Source organism: Rhodococcus triatomae, assembly GCF_014217785.1.
Classification (GTDB): Bacteria; Actinomycetota; Actinomycetes; order Mycobacteriales; family Mycobacteriaceae; genus Rhodococcus_F; species Rhodococcus_F triatomae.
This window is the reverse complement of record NZ_CP048814.1, coordinates 836,860-852,957: the sequence shown is the minus strand read 5'-3', so window position 1 is coordinate 852,957 and position 16,098 is coordinate 836,860. Positions and strand designations below refer to the sequence as shown.

Here is a 16,098-nt window from a genome sequence, read left to right as displayed (position 1 = left end):
CCCCAGCCGAGCTGATGCCCCGGCCGACCGGATCCGAGCGTCAGGAGCGCTCGTCGTCCTCGGCAGGTTCCTCGTCGGAGGTGTCGTCGTCCGAACTCGGGACGGTCTCCAGCTCGTCGAGGTCGCTCATCTTCGGTTCCGAATCGGCGACGCGTTCGTCGATCTGTTCGCCGATGTAGCGCACCAGCACTGCGGCGACCGCGGCGGCCGGCACGGCGAGGAAGGCTCCGACGATGCCGAACACCGAACCACCGGCCGTCACCGAGAGGAGCACCACCACCGCGTGCAGCTTCATGCTCTTGCTCTGCAGCACCGGCTGCAGCACGTTGCCTTCGATCTGCTGCACGGCGATGATCAGCGCGAGCACGATCAGAGCGGTGGTGAAGCCGTTCGCGACGAGCGCGACCAGCACAGCCAGCGCACCCGCGACGAACGCACCGACGATGGGGATGAACCCGGCGATGAAGGTGAGGATCGCCAGTACCGGGGCGAGAGGGACGCCGAGGATCAGCAGCCCGATGCCGATGAAGAGGGCATCGATGAAACTCACCACCGCCTGGGTCCGGATGAACCCGCCGAGCGTGTCCCACATGCGGACCAGGACCGCCTCCACGTGGCGCCCCGCGCGTCCGCCGCCGACCACGTGGACCCACGGGATGAACCGCGGGCCGTCCTTGATGAAGAAGAAGGTGAGCACCAGGACGAGGGCGAGGGTGATCAGCATCGATCCCGCGGTGCTCACGCCGGTGAACACGCCGGAGGCGATGACCGAGCCGCTTTCCTGCACCTTCGTCACGACGACGTTGACGGCCTCGTCGATCTGCTCGTCCCGCAGGTTGATCGGCGGGCCCTGGAGCCAGTCCTGGACCTGCTGGATGCCCTGGCTGGCCTGGTCGGCGAGCTCCGGGGCCTGATTGACCACGGACGGGACGATGCCGGCGATGATTCCCGCACCGACCCCGAAGGCGAGTACGAGCGTGAGGGCTGCCGCCGCGGCGGGCGGGACGCCGCGCTTCATCATTCCGCGGGTGGGTGGCCACAGCACGGTGGAGACGACGATCGCGAGGAGCACCGGCAGGACGATGACCCAGAGTTCCTCGAGGACCCATCCCAGCACCCAGGCCCCGGCCGCGATGGCCACCACGATCAGCGACCACTTCGCCAGCCACATGCCGCCGATACCGATCAACTGGCCGCGATCGGGTTTCGCCGATTCGACCGGATGGGGCACGTGCTGTTGCTGCTGGGTCACAGATCATCCCTCCGTTCGCCGGGCAGGGTGTGCCCGGCTCGACCTGATGGTACTGAGGAAGGGGCCGTGCGCCGCGAGCATCTGCGGTGTGGTGTCCGACGCTCTCGGGCCGGGATGTCGGGTTAGCGGCCGGGTTGCCGATCCGCTAGGTTCGTCACGACTTGTTACGGATACGAGGGGGAATTCATGTCTGAGACACCGCAGGACCCGAAGTCGGGCTCCGGGGAGCAGTACGGGTCGAGCGGGTATCCGCAGTATCCGGCGTACGGTGCGGGCGACCAGAATACGCAGCAGTATTCGTACGGACAGCCGAGTGCGCAGCCGCAGTACGGTCAGACCGCGTCGGCCGGGCAGGACCAGACACAGGCACAGCAGCAGGAACAGGCACAGCCTCAGGCGCAGCCGCAGCCGCAGTACGGGCAGTACGGGCAGTCTGCGCAGTACGGACAGAGCGCCCCGTACGGTCAGCAGGCGTCCCAGTACGGGTACGCGTCCACCGCGACGGCATCCGTCCCGGTGTCGTCGACCGGGGTGCCGCTTCCGCCGCGCAACGCGGGATGGGCCGCGGCCGCGCTCATCTTCTTCTGGCCGGTGGCATTCGCGGCGTTCAACCACCTGCACGACATCTACCCCAAGTGGGCGATGGGGGACTACCAGGGCGCGCAGTACGCGTCCGACCGGGTGAAGACCCTCGGCAAGATCGCGCTGTGGATCTTCGTCATCGGGATGGCCTTGTTCATCCTGCTGTACGTGTTCGTGATCATCGCGATGGTGGCTTCGGTGGGATCGTCCTCGAACTCGTGGTGACCGGACGCAGGTTCGGCAGGGGCTCGCGAACGCCGTAGAATCCAACGACCGTGAGCCTTACCCTCGGAATCGTCGGACTTCCCAACGTCGGCAAGTCGACCCTTTTCAACGCGCTGACCAAGAACGACGTCCTCGCGGCGAACTACCCGTTCGCCACGATCGAGCCGAACGTCGGGGTGGTGGAGCTGCCCGACCCGCGGTTGGGCGAGCTCGCCGAGGTGTTCGGTTCGGAGCGGCTGGTGCCGGCGACGGTGTCCTTCGTGGACATCGCCGGCATCGTCAAGGGCGCATCCGAGGGCGCCGGCCTGGGCAACAAGTTCCTCGCCAACATCCGTGAAGCCGATGCCATCTGTCAGGTGGTCCGGGTGTTCGCCGACGACGACGTCATCCACGTCGACGGCAAGATCGATCCGCTCGCGGACATCGAGATCATCGAGACCGAGCTGATCCTCGCGGACATGCAGACGCTGGAGAAGGCGCTGCCGCGGCTGGAGAAGGAAGCGAAGAAGAACAAGGAACTCAAGCCGCAGCACGAGGAGGCCGTCAAGGCGCAGGCTGTCCTCGAGGAGGGCAAGACGCTCTTCGGGGCGAAGGACCAGCTCGATTTCGCGCTGCTGCGCGAGCTCAACCTCATGACGACCAAGCCGTTCCTCTACGTGTTCAATGCCGACGAGACGGTCCTCACCGATGCGGACAAGCAGGCCGAGCTGCGCGCGGCCGTCGCCCCGGCGGACGCGGTGTTCCTCGACGCCAAGGTGGAGGCGGAGCTGCTCGAACTCGACGACGAGTCGGCGCTCGAACTGCTCGAGTCCATCGGCCAGACGGAGCCGGGCCTGCACGCCCTGGCCCGCACCGGTTTCCACACCCTCGGGCTCCAGACGTACCTCACGGCCGGCCCGAAGGAAGCCCGCGCCTGGACCATCCACAAGGGCGACACCGCCCCGCAGGCCGCAGGCGTCATCCACACCGATTTCGAGCGCGGATTCATCAAGGCCGAGACCGTCTCCTTCGACGACCTCATCGCCGCCGGATCGATGGCGGCCGCCAAGGCTGCGGGCAAGGTGCGCATGGAGGGCAAGGACTACGTCATGCAGGACGGGGACGTGGTGGAGTTCCGCTTCAACGTCTGAGGTGGACGGGAACCTGCTCATGCGGGCCTCCGGGCTGATGGAGGAGGCTCGGGCGCTCTTCGGTCGGGACGACATCGACGTGTTCCCCGTCCAATTGCTCGAGCGACCGATCTCGGCCTCGGCACTCGTCGACGCAGTCGCGCTGTGAGTCGCGACCCCGCTCAGCGCGTCGCCGATGTTCTCGAAGCCATCGAACGATGCCAGCGGTACTGCTCTGGACGCGGCCCGCGATGTGACCCGACAGCGATGAGTGGTACCGTGAACACGTACCACTCGTCCGAATGGGGAGGCTCTCATCATGTCCATCAGCGCAAGCGAGGCGCGCAAGACCCTGTTCCCTCTCATCGAGCGAGTGAATGCGGACCGTGATGCCGTGGAGATCGTCTCTCGTAAGGGCAATGCCGTTCTGATGCCGGCTGACGAGTACGCCGCGTGGCAGGAGACTGCCTACCTGTTCCGCTCGCCGGCCAACGCCCGCCGCCTGCTCGATGCCTACGACCGTGCCCGCGGTGGAAAGGTCGAGGTCCACGACCTCGATCGCGTAGACCAGGAAGCCTGAGTGCGTCTGGTCTGGGACGAGTCGGCCTGGGAGGACTACAAGCACTGGCAGACCGCCGACCGGAAGATCCTGAAGCGCATCAACACGCTCATCGACGCCTGCCTGCGCGAACCGTTCTCCGGGATCGGCAAGCCCGAACAACTGAAGTACGGAGCGCAGGGCTCGTGGTCGCGGCGCATCACCGATGAGCAGCGACTGGTGTACCTCGTGGGCGACGAGGACCTCGTGATTCTTCAGGCCCGCTACCACTACTGAGTCAAATGGCCCTCTGTGTGGGCACGTGGTGGAGTTCAGATTTTCGCTCTAGCGACTGACGTGGTGGTTCCTGCGTCTCGGTGTACTCGAGTCGAGCAGCCATGGGTTCGACGGTTTCGAGGAAGCTTGCCATGCCCTCGGGTCCATCTCTGTCCCAGAGACTGCGAGAATCGGAGCATGAACCTCTTCCGTCGCAGAGCAGCCGAGCCGACCCCACGTCGTGACCCCACAGCGTTCGTTGCCGAGATCTTGCACAGGATCGGTGAGCAGTACGGAGGCTTCGACGCGATTGCCCCCTTCGTGCCGGACGCGGGCGGCCCCGGCATGGAGGTCACGATCCACATCGCGGGTCCGTCCGATCCGGAGCGAGAGTCGCTTCTTCAGGGCACGGGCATCATCCGCACGGTGCGGGTGTTCGCCGATCGTTCAGAGGTCTACGACGGAGCCCGGCTGATCGCCAGCTTCGATGACCTCACGACCGCCGACGTGTTCGGCACCGGGAGGTAGAGGACACCGGCGCTGCCCTCGACGTCGTCCACCTCGTGATCGCCGACCCTCGCGAGCACGAGCGGAGGCTCTGGCATCGCGGTTCGTGGTTCGATGACGCGGCGGGCAGATAGTCCTACGTGCGGCGGCGTGGTCGAGTTCCGCTTCGACGTCTGAGCGCGGGCCCGGCGGCGATGCCAGTGGACGATGTCACCGAGGGCGGACTCGTGACCTGGGGAGTGCTCACACCCTGGTCGGAGGTTCGTGCCGTCACCATGATTCGTCGCTCTGCGGTGGTCGACAACGGCCACGTGATCTCGCCGGCATACCGAACGATCACGTTCGACCTCGTCAACGGGCACTTCATCGACGTGGTCGAAGGAACCGAGAACTGGCAGTCCGTCGTGGAAGGTCTGCCGCGATGCCTCGAACTGGCCGTTGACCTTGCCCGGGTGACCGCGGCGCCGCGGTCCGTCGACACCGTCCTCTGGGCGCAGTAAGGGTCCCGGGAACCACGTCGCACCGGTTGTGGAGCGTCGCACGGGTTACAGCCAGTGCGACGCGCACGACGCCGTGCGACGTACGCGCACCTAGCGGTACTTCCGCGCAGTCTGCACCGTGCGCGGAAGTGCCGGAGAGTGCGCGTATCGAGAAAATGCCCGGAATGCCGGATCTGCCCGCCATTCGGGTGTGTTCAACGCCTCGACCAGCGCGAGAACTCGCGACATACCGGCGCAGGTTCGCCTGCGACGTGCGGATCTGGTCTACGTTCGCAGGTAGGACCAGTTTCCAACCACTAGGAGTTCTCATGGCATTGCCGACCTTGACGCCGGAACAGCGCGCTGCGGCGCTCGAGAAGGCGGCCGTCGCTCGCCGCGCCCGCGCGGAGCTGCGCGACAGCCTCAAGTCCGGGAGCGAATCGTTTGCCGGCGTTCTCGAACGCGCCGACAAGGACGAGGTGATCGGGAAGACCAAGGTTCTCTACGTGCTCGAGTCGCTGCCCAAGGTCGGCAAGGTCAAGGCCCGCAGCATCATCGAGGAGCTCGGCATCGCCGAGTCGCGTCGCCTCTCGGGCCTGGGTCCGCGTCAGCGCACCGACCTGCTCGAGCGCCTGTCCTGATCTGACACCACTGCACGCCCCACGGGGACGCGAGTAGCTTTCGCGTTCCCGTGGGGCGTGTAACGGTTTCCGGCAAATCGGGCGATGCTCCAGGTAGAAGCGCGCAGGGTCCTACCTCGACGTCGGGTCGGGCGAGGTCGAGTTCACCCTCGGCACCGACCTCCCGCACCTGCCGAACACCGTCGTCCACACCATCTACTGAGCCGCGCACCTGCCGCGAGGTCGCCTCGCCGCACGCGTCAGTGGCTGACCACCTGGGCGTCCGCGGGCTTGCGGACGAACAGACACGCCGCGATCAACACGAACGAGAGCACTCCGGCGACGAGGAACACGCTGCGCACGCCGTCGACGATCGCCTCCGGCGACTCGGCCGGGTGGCCCGAGCCGGCCGCGACGACGGTCATCACGGTGACGAACAAGGCCGTGCCCGCGGCACCGGCGACCTGCTGGAACGTGCCCACCACCGCGGAGCCGTGCGAGTACAGGTGTGCGTCGATCGAACCCAGTCCCGACGTCATCAACGGCGTGAACGTGGCGGCCAGGCCGAGGCACAGCGCCATGTTCGACAGCACCAGCCACCACAGCGACGTCCCGGTGCTCACGGTGGTGAGCATCCACACCCCGAGGCTGATGAGAAGCGCACCCGGGACGACGAGGACCCGCGGCCCGCGCACGTCGTAGATGCGCCCGACGATCGGCCCCGCGAGGCCCATGAGCAGGCCACCGGGCAGGGTGAGCAGGCCCGTCTGCAGCGGATCGAACAGGAGCACGGTCTGGGCGAAGTACGGGACGATGATGAACGTGCCCATCATGGTCGCCATCGCCAGCAGCATCGCCACCACGGCGACCGTGAACTGACGGGAACCGAACACGCGCAGGTCGAGCAGTGCCCTGTCCTCGCGCTGCAGCCGGATCTGGCGGGCGACGAACGCCGCCATCGCCACCGCGCCGACCAGGAACGGGGCCCACACCGGGACGGCGGAATCGGCCTCGGCCGACTCTCCGATGCCCACCAGGCCGTAGACGAGCCCACCGAACCCGAGCACGGCGAGCGGCACGGACAGCAGATCGATCCGGGAGGCGCTCGTCTCGGCCACCGGAATCACCAGTCGCGCACCCAGTACGAGGGTTGCGAGCGCGATGGGTGCGACGAATCCGAAGATCCACCGCCAGCCGAAATGATCGAGGATGAAGCCGGAGACCGTCGGGCCGAGCGCGGGGGCCACGGCGATGACGATCGAGATGTTGCCCATCATCGCGCCGCGCCGCGCCGGAGGCACGAGCGTCATGATCGTCGTCATCAGCAGCGGCAGCATGATCGCGGTGCCGGACGCCTGGACGATGCGGGCGAACAGGAGCACCCCGAAACCCGGTGCCCCGAAGGCGATCAGCGTGCCGGCCGAGAACAGCGACATCGCCAGGACGAACAGGGTCCGCGTGGGGACCCGCTGGATGAGGTAGCCGGTCAGCGGAATGACGACGGCCATGGTGAGCATGAACGCGGTGGTGAGCCACTGGCCGACGCTCGGCTGCACGCCCAGCTCGGTCTGCAGCACCGGGATGGCGATGGTCATCACGGTCTCGTTGAGGATCACCACGAAGCTGGCGACCAGGAGGACCCCGATCACCAGGAGGTGCCGGCGCTCGATCCGAGTGGCGTCGACCGGACCCGGCTGCTCGGCGACGGGTTCGTCGGTCTGTCGGACGGATTCGGTCACGGAGACGCCCTTCGGATGGGGGAGACGGATGGGGCCGCCCGGTACCCCGAGGGTGCTCGGACCGGACAGCGTCAGAACCTACCGCTCGGTACCGACACCGCGCGAACGGTTTTTTCTTCCCGTTCGCCTCGCTTGCGATCCGATGACGATCTCGTGACCCGTGCTGCCCGATAGTTATCCGGCTGTTACTCTCACCCGAGTCATTCGTGTCGGACCGGAATCTGTAAGGACATTGTCGATGTCGAAGGTGATACGCCGTGCCCGGGTGCTCGTCCTGGGTCTCGTAGCAGTACTCGCAGCGGGGCTTACCGCGGTTTTCGCCGGAGGTGGCGTCGCCCAGGCCGACTCCGCCCTGGTCTACGTGCACTCGAATGCGATGAACAAGACCGTGCCGGTCAAGGTGCTCAAGGCTGCGGGTGGCGGGCCGGCCCCGACGCTGTACCTGCTCGACGGCCTGCGCGCGCCGGACAACAACAACGGCTGGCTCATCGAGACCGATGTCGAGCAGTTCTTCGCCGACAAGCGCGTCAACGTCGTGATCCCCTTCGGTGGCGGCGGCTCGTTCTACACCGACTGGCAGCAGCCGGACCCGGTCCTCGGCGTCAACAAGTGGGAGACGTTCCTGACCAAGGAACTGCCTCCGGTGATGGCCGACCAGTTCGGCAGTGACGGGGTCAACAACGCGGTCGCCGGACTGTCGATGAGCGGCACCTCCGCGCTCAACCTGGCGATCAACAACCCCGACTTCTACAAGGCCGTGGGATCGTTCAGCGGCTACCCCGTGGTCAGCAGCCCCGGCTTCGCGCAGGGCATCCAGGTCTCCGTCGCGGAGATGGGTGGCAGCGCCTCCAACATGTGGGGCACCTGGCCGCTCGGTGATTGGACTCGCAACGACCCGATCCTCAACGTCGGCAAGCTTCAGGGCAAGGGCGTGTACATCTCGTCCGGCAGCGGCGCCCCGTCGAGTGACCCCACGGTCAACCCGGCCAGCTCGTCGTTCGACCCGGTCAAGTTCGCGCAGATGGTTCCGCTGGAAACCGCTGCCGGAATCAGCAGCCGGATGTTCGTGGCCGCTGCCCAGGCCGCGGGTGTGAACCCGCAGGTGCACATCACCTCGCAGGGCACCCACTGGTGGACCTACTGGCAGGACCGCCTGAAGGAAGCGTGGTTCGGTACGTTCGCTCCCGTCCTCGGGGCCTGAACGTCGCCTGGACCTGCAGCCACTGGGCAAGGATCTGGCAGCCGGTGAGCCCGCTCGTGTCGAGCGGCTCCGTGGCGTAGGCGACATGCCTGCCGCCGCGGCGGTTCGTGATCCGCACCCCGTGCCAGTCCACTCGTCGAGGTAGGTAGCCGAGGACTTCCTCGGCCGCCGCACGCACCCGGCGCAGATCGGTTCGCCACTGCGCCGGGTGCACTCGTGTCTTGGGGGCATTCTGGAAACCGTTGGATCGCAGCAGCGCCCAGATGTCCCGGCGCCACGTGTGCGTGGTGCGCAGCGACATCGACGCGGTGAGGTCCGCGACGTCACGGATCAGGCTGTCGTCCCCGGCATTGCAGATCATGTCGCGAGGGTGCGCGACCCAGAGCACCGGCACGGTGTCCGGCGTCGGTGGCCCGGCGCCGGCGACGCCGCTCCCGGAGCACCCGCGGACCACGTCGGCGGGCTGGTGGGGATCCGAGATCAGCCCGGCGGCGACCACCGGCCCGCGGGGGAGCCGCCCGTCCGCGATCCGGCCGAGCACTTCCCGGACGACTGTGCAGCCCTGCGAGTACCCGATCGGGAGGACGGGCGTCGACGAGGCCTCGATCCGGGCGACGAGCCGCTCCACTCCGGCGTCCACGCTGTCGCGATAGCTGAGCCCGCTCGGCGACACGGGCCCGTAGGAGGCGGGGTAGCCGACCCACCGGGCATCGAACCGCGGGTCGAGGGCGTCGACGACGCCGCGCAGAATTCCGGACACTTCGAGTCGGTCGTCGTCGGGGTAGGACTCACCGGTGCCCCCGACCGCCAGAACGGTCACCTCGGCCATACGACCATCGTGCCCGACTCCGGTGAGAGTGCCCCGCGAAGATCCTGAGAAGTTCCTGGCGATCCTGCCGAGGGTCAGTTGGCGACGACGCCGGCGATCGGGATCCTGGCGTCCACGGCCTGGCGGAAGTTGATCATGGCGCGCTGCAGATGGTCCCGGTCGGTGACGAGGACGGCGCCGGTGGCGCGGCGGGCGAGGAGCACGTCGTTGGTGAAGCGGGCGTTCTCGACGGTGGATCGGGAGGCGGGTTCCTCGATGATCCGGCCGGGGTGGACGCCGTTCGCGGTGAGCCACGCGCGCATGGCGCCGGCCTCGGTGACGCCGTTGCGGGGGACTCCGCCGGTCACGACGATCGGGGCCGTGGGGTAGCGCTGCGCAGTGGCCAGCGCGGCCCGCAGACGCTGTTCCAGGACCGGCCGAATCGTTCCGTCGTCGTGCAAACCGGCGCCGAGGACGACGATGTGTGTGCCGAACGGGTTGAGATCCAGCATGACCGGGAACGAGGGGGTGAGCAGCTCGAGATGGGTGCAGGCGATGATCAGTTCGTCGATGACGCCCTGGCAGGCGGGGGTGATCGACAGGATCCCGTTCGCGATGGTCGCCGGTGTCGGCGTGGCGGCGGCCTGTCCCGCGCCGACACCGGTGACCGCGGCGACGCCGACGGCCACGGCAGCTGTCGCCCGCCGGATCCGTTTCGTTCGAGTGTGCTTCATTCGAGTCCCCTCGCATTGGCACGGCTGATGGCATCCCGACCGCGGATCAGTGTGCCAGTCGAGGTTCCCCGCCCGCAGCAGATCGACACTCTGTGCAGGTCCACGGGACGAGGCCGGGCGAGTCAGCCGTCGAATCCGCCGGGAATCTCGTAGATCGCCCCGTCGAACCCGCCGCGGAACAGCCGCCCCTCGGAGAATCCCTCGGTGCCTGCCCCGTAGGTGACCGTGCTGGAGAGGGGAAGTCCGCCGGCGAGGGCACAGAACTGGTTCGGTCCGTCCACTCGCAGGATCTCTCCGCTCACGTCGGTCGGGACGATCGGGCGATCGCGCGAGTCCAGGATCAACCCGTCGGCCGCGGCGAACAGATCGAGACCGCCGAAGTCGACGAGCCGTTCCTGCGCTGCGGGCGCGAACACCGGGATCCGGCTGACGCCCGGGGCGGCGAATGTGTGGGCGACGTACAGGTAGCGTCCGTCGGCGCTGAGCGCCGCGCCGTTGGCGCTCGGTGTCGAGGCCCAGGCGGGATTCACCACGCCGTCCGGAGACACCTGCCCGACGAGGGAGCCGAAGTCGTTGGTGGCGTATACCCAGCCCTCCCGGCTCACGGCGATCCCGTTCGAGGCGCTCAACCCACTCGCGAACGGTCGCAGTTCCCCGGTCTCGACATCCAGCTTCGCAAGGGCGCCGGGCAGGAGTGCGTCGCCCACCAGCACGCGGGCGTCGGCACCGTATCCGACCAGCAGGGATCCGTCCGGATGCCAGGCGAGGCCACCGGCCCCGCCGTCCGGGACCGTCGCGATCGGGTAGGCGGGGGCGCCAGGGGCGTCGATGCGGTACACCCGGCCGGTGACGAGGTCCGTGGTGTACAGGCGTCCGCGCCGGTCCACCGCCATCCCCTCGAGCACCCCGCCCGGAACGGTGGCGACGAGTACCGGTGGCTGGCCGGCACCGGGGCACACCGGCGCGGCCTGCGCGACGGGGGCCTCGAGGACGGCGAGCCCGGCAGACAGGAGCAGGGCGGTGGCAAGAGCCGCGGCTCTGCGGCCGAACAGGCGTGGGCGCATGTATCGAGTGTGCTCTGCATCACCTTCTGTGGCAATGGGCGGTCGGCACCGGCCCGTCGAGCACTGGATCGAGCTGATCCGCGCGAGGGGGAAGACCAAGCACATGGAGATCGTCGCGTGGCTGAAATCCGAGCACGGGCCGGGCCACGGGCATGCCGACGCACTCGTCGCGCACACGCTGATGGCGGACGCAGCCCGGTGACGGTCCCTGCCCCCCGGGTGCTGTACTGGCGGGCATGGGATTCACTCGCGCGCACCTCGAGTCGTTCCGCGATGCCGAGGTCCCCGACCTGATCGGGCCGGACTGCCGGCTGCTCTTCGTCGGGATCAACCCGGGCCTGTGGACGGCGGCGACCGGAGCGCACTTCGCGAGGCCGGGCAACCGGTTCTATCCGGCGCTGCTGCGTGCGGGGATCATCGAGCGGCCCGTCGACCCGTCGGCGGGGATGTCCGATGCCGATCACGACCTGTTGATCGAGCGGGGCGTCGGGATCACCAACCTGGTGCCGCGCGCGACCGCCCGCGCGGACGAGTTGACGCCGGCCGAGCTCCGGGCGGGAGGCGAACGTCTACGGGCGGTGGTGCGGCGGGCGCGCCCACGGGTCGTCGCGGTCGCGGGGATCACGGCGTATCGCACGGCATTCGGCCACAAGACGGTGCCCGCCGGCCGTCAGGAGGCCGATCTCGAGGGCGCGCAGCTGTGGGTGGTCCCGAATCCGAGCGGGCTCAACGCGCACGAGACGGCAGCGAGTCTCGCCGAGAAGTATCGGTCCGCCGCCGTGGCTGCCGGGGTGGTCCGAGAGACGGATTCGCCTGGCACGGTAGGGGACAAAGGAAGGTAACACTTCGTTCGGACCGCCGAATCGCCGTCGGTAGGGTCCAGATATGTCTGTTTTGTACAACGTCTTCGTCGTCGTCCACATGCTCGGTCTCGCGGCGCTCGTCGGCGGGTACCTGGCGGTCGCGAAGGCGCCGCGAATCACCGAACTGGTGGTCTGGGGCGCACGGATCCAGTTCCTGTCCGGCCTGATCCTCGTCGGTCTCGGCGAGGGAGCCTTGGACAAGGACTACGACCACGCCAAGATCGCCGTCAAGCTGGTGGTCTCCCTGGTAGTGGTGACGCTCGCCGAGATCACCCGGGGCAAGCAGAAGCGGGACGAGGGCAACCCGACCATGGTGCACGTCGTCGGCGGGCTGGCCGTCCTCAACGTGCTCGTCGCTGTGCTCTGGACCTAGACCCGGAGAACGTCACTCGATCCGCGGACGTCGTGTGCACCGTGCTCTCGAACCTTCGGGAGCACGGTGCAACAAGGGGAGCGCCTGTGACGTCGGGTGGGGCAGGCTGATCCCGAGCCCGCCGAGCCCCGGGGCGTCAGAGTCCGGGACGCTTGCCGACCGTCAGCGTGACCTCGCCGGTGTGGGCGAAGAAGTCGTTGCCCTTGTCGTCCACGACGATGAAGGCGGGGAAGTCCTCGACGTCGATCTTCCAGACCGCTTCCATGCCGAGTTCCTCGTACTCGACGACCTCGACGTGCTTGATGCAGTCGAGAGCCAGGCGTGCCGCCGGCCCGCCGATGGAACCGAGGTAGAAGCCGCCGTGAGTGTTGCAGGCGTCGGTGACCTGCTTCGAGCGATTGCCCTTGGCGAGCATGACCATCGACCCGCCCGCGGCCTGGAACTGCTCGACGTAGCTGTCCATCCGGCCGGCAGTGGTCGGCCCGAACGAGCCCGACGCCATGCCGTCGGGTGTCTTCGCCGGTCCGGCGTAGTAGACGGGGTGATCGCGGAGGTACTGCGGCATCTCCTCGCCCGCGTCGAGACGCTCCTTGATCTTCGCGTGTGCGATGTCGCGCGCGACGACGAGTGGACCGGTCAGCGACAGTCGGGTCTTGACGGGATGCTTGGACAGCTCCGCGAGGATCTCCGGCATCGGCTTGGTCAGGTCGATCTTCACCGCGGCGCCCTTGCCGGTTCCGGAGATGCCCTCGGTGTCGGCGTCGAGCTGGGAGTCGGTCACCTCGGGCAGGAACCGGCCCGGATGGAACTCGAGCTGCTCGAGGAACACGCCCTCGGGGGTGATCTTCGCCTTCGCCTGCCGGTCCGCGGAGCATGAGACGGCGATTGCGACGGGCAGCGAGGCGCCGTGGCGGGGGAGCCGGACGACGCGGACGTCGTGGCAGAAGTACTTGCCGCCGAACTGCGCGCCGATGCCGATCTTCTGGGTGAGTTCGAAGACCTTCTTCTCGAGCTCGTGGTCCCGGAACCCGCGACCGGTGATCGCGCCCTCGGTGGGCAGCTCGTCGAGGTAGTGCGCGGAGGCGTACTTCGCGGTCTTGAGCGCGAACTCGGCGGAGGTGCCGCCGACGACGATCGCCAGGTGGTACGGCGGGCACGCCGCGGTGCCGAGCGAGCGGATCTTGGCCTCGAGGAACTGCATCATCGAGTCCGGGTTCAGGATCGCCTTCGTCTCCTGGTACAGGTACGACTTGTTGGCCGATCCGCCGCCCTTGGCCATGAACAGGAACTTGTAGGAGTTCTCGTGGCCCTGGGCGGTGTCCGCGTACAGCTCGATCTGTGCGGGCAGGTTGTTGCCGGTGTTCTTCTCGTCCCACATCGTCAGGGGGGCGTTCTGCGAGTACCGCAGGTTCAGCCGGGTGAATGCGTCGTACACGCCGCGAGCGATGGACCGCTCGTCGTCGCCGGGCGTGAGCACCTGCTGGCCACGCTTGCCCATCACGATCGCGGTGCCGGTGTCCTGGCACATCGGGAGTACACCCGCTGCGGCGATGTTCGCGTTCTTGAGGAGGTCGAGTGCGACGAACTTGTCGTTGTCCGACGCCTCCGGGTCGTCCAGGATGCCCGCGACCTGCTTCAGATGATCGGTGCGCAGGTAGTGGGAGATATCGTGCAGTGCGGTCTCGGTGAGCAGACGCAACGCCTCGGGCTCGACCTGGAGGAACGTACGACCGTCGGGGCCTGTGGTGGTGGAAACGCCCTCGGTCGTGAGCAGCCGGTACTCGGTGGGATCTTCCCCGATCGGCAGCAAGTCCTCGTAGAGGAAGTCGGCCATCATATCTCCTGAACGCGTGTCGATGTGGTGCGTCGATGTTCTGCTCAGGCTAGCGGGGCAAACCGGACCGGACCGGACCGGGGTTCGGTTTCGCAGCCGGGGGACGGGTGTCCGGTATCACCGGGGTGTACCGTCGCCGTCCGTACACTCGAGGGGGTGTATTCCGGCTGTAGAGAGTTCCCGCCCGTCCTGTCGACAGGCACGCCGAGGTGACGTCCGCCGTGGCCGTGGCAGCGGGAACCGCGTCCGGCTCGGTCGACCGTTCGGCCCGGCGGCGCAGCCGCGCGAGGACTTACATCGACATCGCGGTGGTCGTCGCGGTCCTCGTCGCCACCAATCTCGTCGCACATTTCACGACCGTGTGGGCGAGCGTCGCGGCGGTACCCGCGGCGGCCGTCGTCCTCCTTCTCCTCACCCGCCGGCGGGGCCTCGGCTGGGCTGAGCTGGGCCTGTCACCCCGGCACCTGCGCCGTGGGTCGATCTACGCGCTCGGAGCCGTCGCCCTGGTGCTCGCGGTGATCGCGATCGGAGTGGCTCTGCCGTGGACCAGGCCGTTCTTCATGGCCGACCGCTACGCGACGATCTCCGGTGCACTGATCGCGTCGATGATCGTCATCCCGCTGCAGACGGTCATTCCGGAAGAGCTGGCGTTCCGCGGTGTCCTGCACGGAACTCTCGAGCGGGCGTACGGGGCGCGGGGGGTGTTCGCGGCGGGGTCCCTGCTGTTCGGCCTGTGGCACATTGCTTCCTCGCTCGGTCTCACCACCGGGAACGCGGGCCTCACCGCCTTCCTCGGTGTGGGAGTGTTCGGCAAGGTCCTCGGTGTGGCCGGTGCCGTGCTGGCGACCGCGGCCGCCGGTTTCGTGTTCACCTGGCTGCGCCGACGCAGCGGCAGCCTGCTCGCACCCATCGCGCTGCACTGGTCGCTCAACGGTCTGGGGGCCCTGGCGGCGGCCGTGGTCTGGCACGCCACCCTCGCCTGAGTCGGAGCGCTCAGGGTCGGCCCGGCGGGCCCGTCGGTGTCCGAGGTTTCCGAATCGGACATTGCGGATACCCCGGAGGGGACCGTACGACCTCGACGAGGAGGCTCTCATGATGGGTAGAACCCGCAAGGCAGTGGTGACCGCGGCTGCGGTGTCGGCGATTGCGCTGGTCGGCGCGTCCGCGTGCGCCGACGACGATTCGGACGACGCCGCCACGACCACGACGACGCAGGAGCACACGGACCACACCACCGAGGCCGAGGCGACGACCGAGGAGACGGGTGTCGGGGACACAGCTGTGGCTGCTGTCCAGGACGCGGTGAACTCCGCGGTCGAAGCCGCACCGGTGACGTTCGATGCGGACACTGCGGAACTGTCCACGGTCAGCGGAGCCACGATTCGTGCCGTCGCTGCCGCACTGGGAACCAACGACGACACGATCGAGGTCAAGACGTATGCGAGCGGGGACGACGCGGATGCCGCCGCGCAACTCGCCGAACAACGGGCCACGGCGGTCGTCGACGCCCTCGTCGACGACGGGGTCGAGCGGGACCGGATCACGGTGACCGCAACGGCCAACCCCGAGGATCAGGACGTCGATGTCGACCGGGTGGAGTTCGTGGTCGGCGAGGAATGATCTCGCCGGCTGCTCGCCGCCTGTACGTGAACGGCGCCCGTACCTCGCGGTGCGGGCGCCGTTCACGGGCCGATCAGGACAGGCTCTGGAAGAAGCTGAGAGCCGAGAAGAGGTCGGAGAAGGCTCCGAAGAGGTCCGCGAGGAACGCCAGATCCATGGTGTGCACTCCCTGTGTGTGAGGTTCGCGGCGCCCGGTCGTGCGCCGCGAACCATTGTCGGGAAGGTGCGCGGGTGGTGCAATTCGGGGCCCTTGCCGGGCGCCCGACGCGGTCGG

General features: G+C 68.0%; 20 protein-coding genes. 14 read left to right on the top strand and 6 right to left on the bottom strand.

Going from position 1 to position 16,098, the window contains the following annotated elements; translation table 11 throughout:
* Positions 1 to 40 precede the first annotated feature (40 nt).
* On the bottom strand, positions 41 to 1,171 hold the full coding sequence (locus G4H71_RS04015) for an AI-2E family transporter (RefSeq protein ID WP_083342836.1): 1,131 nt from the start codon (positions 1,169 to 1,171) through the stop codon (positions 41 to 43).
* A gap of 267 nt (positions 1,172 to 1,438) precedes the next feature.
* Between G4H71_RS04015 and G4H71_RS22850 the strand changes: the two genes are divergently transcribed.
* From G4H71_RS22850 to mihF, 8 genes are all read left to right on the top strand, one after another.
* Positions 1,439 to 2,059 (top strand): CD225/dispanin family protein, encoded by a 621-nt coding sequence (locus G4H71_RS22850; RefSeq protein WP_072736701.1) that lies wholly within the window; start codon positions 1,439 to 1,441, stop codon positions 2,057 to 2,059.
* 50 nt (positions 2,060 to 2,109) lie between these two features.
* A complete protein-coding gene (gene ychF / locus G4H71_RS04005) occupies positions 2,110 to 3,189 on the top strand; it encodes a redox-regulated ATPase YchF (protein WP_072736702.1) in 1,080 nt (359 codons plus the stop codon).
* A gap of 1 nt (position 3,190) precedes the next feature.
* Positions 3,191 to 3,337: a hypothetical protein gene (locus G4H71_RS04000; protein WP_246442580.1), complete on the top strand. Its 147-nt coding sequence runs from the start codon at positions 3,191 to 3,193 to the stop codon at positions 3,335 to 3,337.
* A gap of 150 nt (positions 3,338 to 3,487) precedes the next feature.
* Positions 3,488 to 3,748: a type II toxin-antitoxin system Phd/YefM family antitoxin gene (locus G4H71_RS03995; RefSeq protein WP_072736703.1), complete on the top strand. Its 261-nt coding sequence runs from the start codon at positions 3,488 to 3,490 to the stop codon at positions 3,746 to 3,748.
* A complete protein-coding gene (locus G4H71_RS03990) occupies positions 3,749 to 4,003 on the top strand; it encodes a Txe/YoeB family addiction module toxin (RefSeq protein ID WP_072736704.1) in 255 nt (84 codons plus the stop codon). It begins immediately after the preceding gene.
* A 177-nt stretch (positions 4,004 to 4,180) separates the two neighbouring features.
* Complete coding sequence (locus G4H71_RS03985) at positions 4,181 to 4,510, top strand: hypothetical protein (RefSeq protein ID WP_072736705.1); 330 nt, start codon at positions 4,181 to 4,183, stop codon at positions 4,508 to 4,510.
* A gap of 173 nt (positions 4,511 to 4,683) precedes the next feature.
* Positions 4,684 to 4,989, top strand: coding sequence for a hypothetical protein (locus tag G4H71_RS03980; RefSeq protein ID WP_139183102.1), 306 nt, complete (start codon positions 4,684 to 4,686; stop codon positions 4,987 to 4,989).
* 308 nt (positions 4,990 to 5,297) lie between these two features.
* Positions 5,298 to 5,609, top strand: coding sequence for an integration host factor, actinobacterial type (gene mihF, locus G4H71_RS03975; RefSeq protein ID WP_072736707.1), 312 nt, complete (start codon positions 5,298 to 5,300; stop codon positions 5,607 to 5,609).
* 239 nt (positions 5,610 to 5,848) lie between these two features.
* Here mihF and G4H71_RS03970 read toward each other — a convergent pair whose 3' ends face one another.
* Positions 5,849 to 7,258 carry a DHA2 family efflux MFS transporter permease subunit gene (locus G4H71_RS03970; protein WP_072736941.1) on the bottom strand — a complete coding sequence of 470 codons (1,410 nt, stop codon included), beginning with the start codon at positions 7,256 to 7,258 and terminating at the stop codon, positions 5,849 to 5,851.
* Positions 7,259 to 7,565: 307 nt separating this feature from the next.
* Here G4H71_RS03970 and G4H71_RS03965 point away from each other — a divergent pair, with 307 nt between their 5' ends.
* The gene (locus tag G4H71_RS03965; RefSeq protein ID WP_072736708.1) at positions 7,566 to 8,528 is read left to right on the top strand and encodes an alpha/beta hydrolase; all 963 of its coding nucleotides are present in this window, start codon (positions 7,566 to 7,568) and stop codon (positions 8,526 to 8,528) included.
* Here the strand turns inward: G4H71_RS03965 and G4H71_RS03960 are convergent.
* From G4H71_RS03960 to G4H71_RS03950, 3 genes are all read right to left on the bottom strand, one after another.
* Positions 8,437 to 9,357: a PE-PPE domain-containing protein gene (locus G4H71_RS03960; protein WP_072736709.1), complete on the bottom strand. Its 921-nt coding sequence runs from the start codon at positions 9,355 to 9,357 to the stop codon at positions 8,437 to 8,439. The two genes, G4H71_RS03965 and G4H71_RS03960, sit on opposite strands and share 92 nt — an antisense overlap.
* Before the next feature lie 74 nt (positions 9,358 to 9,431).
* Positions 9,432 to 10,070 (bottom strand): YdcF family protein, encoded by a 639-nt coding sequence (locus G4H71_RS03955; protein WP_072736710.1) that lies wholly within the window; start codon positions 10,068 to 10,070, stop codon positions 9,432 to 9,434.
* 122 nt (positions 10,071 to 10,192) lie between these two features.
* The gene (locus G4H71_RS03950) at positions 10,193 to 11,134 is read right to left on the bottom strand and encodes an SMP-30/gluconolactonase/LRE family protein (protein ID WP_072736711.1); all 942 of its coding nucleotides are present in this window, start codon (positions 11,132 to 11,134) and stop codon (positions 10,193 to 10,195) included.
* A gap of 34 nt (positions 11,135 to 11,168) precedes the next feature.
* Between G4H71_RS03950 and G4H71_RS03945 the strand changes: the two genes are divergently transcribed.
* Genes G4H71_RS03945 through G4H71_RS03935 form a run of 3 tightly spaced genes read left to right on the top strand, consistent with a single transcriptional unit; the run spans position 11,169 to position 12,370 of the window.
* Positions 11,169 to 11,336: a DUF4287 domain-containing protein gene (locus G4H71_RS03945; protein ID WP_307718297.1), complete on the top strand. Its 168-nt coding sequence runs from the start codon at positions 11,169 to 11,171 to the stop codon at positions 11,334 to 11,336.
* A 34-nt stretch (positions 11,337 to 11,370) separates the two neighbouring features.
* Entirely contained in the window at positions 11,371 to 11,976 is a 606-nt protein-coding gene (locus G4H71_RS03940; protein WP_072736713.1) for a mismatch-specific DNA-glycosylase, read from the top strand.
* A gap of 43 nt (positions 11,977 to 12,019) precedes the next feature.
* Positions 12,020 to 12,370 (top strand): hypothetical protein, encoded by a 351-nt coding sequence (locus G4H71_RS03935; protein ID WP_072736714.1) that lies wholly within the window; start codon positions 12,020 to 12,022, stop codon positions 12,368 to 12,370.
* A 136-nt stretch (positions 12,371 to 12,506) separates the two neighbouring features.
* Here the strand turns inward: G4H71_RS03935 and G4H71_RS03930 are convergent, their stop codons facing one another.
* A complete protein-coding gene (locus tag G4H71_RS03930) occupies positions 12,507 to 14,204 on the bottom strand; it encodes a fumarate hydratase (protein ID WP_072736942.1) in 1,698 nt (565 codons plus the stop codon).
* 296 nt (positions 14,205 to 14,500) lie between these two features.
* Here G4H71_RS03930 and G4H71_RS03925 point away from each other — a divergent pair, with 296 nt between their 5' ends.
* Positions 14,501 to 15,187 (top strand): CPBP family intramembrane glutamic endopeptidase, encoded by a 687-nt coding sequence (locus tag G4H71_RS03925; protein ID WP_246442809.1) that lies wholly within the window; start codon positions 14,501 to 14,503, stop codon positions 15,185 to 15,187.
* A gap of 109 nt (positions 15,188 to 15,296) precedes the next feature.
* On the top strand, positions 15,297 to 15,824 hold the full coding sequence (locus tag G4H71_RS03920) for an OmpA family protein (RefSeq protein ID WP_083342763.1): 528 nt from the start codon (positions 15,297 to 15,299) through the stop codon (positions 15,822 to 15,824).
* The last annotated feature ends 274 nt before the right edge of the window (positions 15,825 to 16,098 follow it).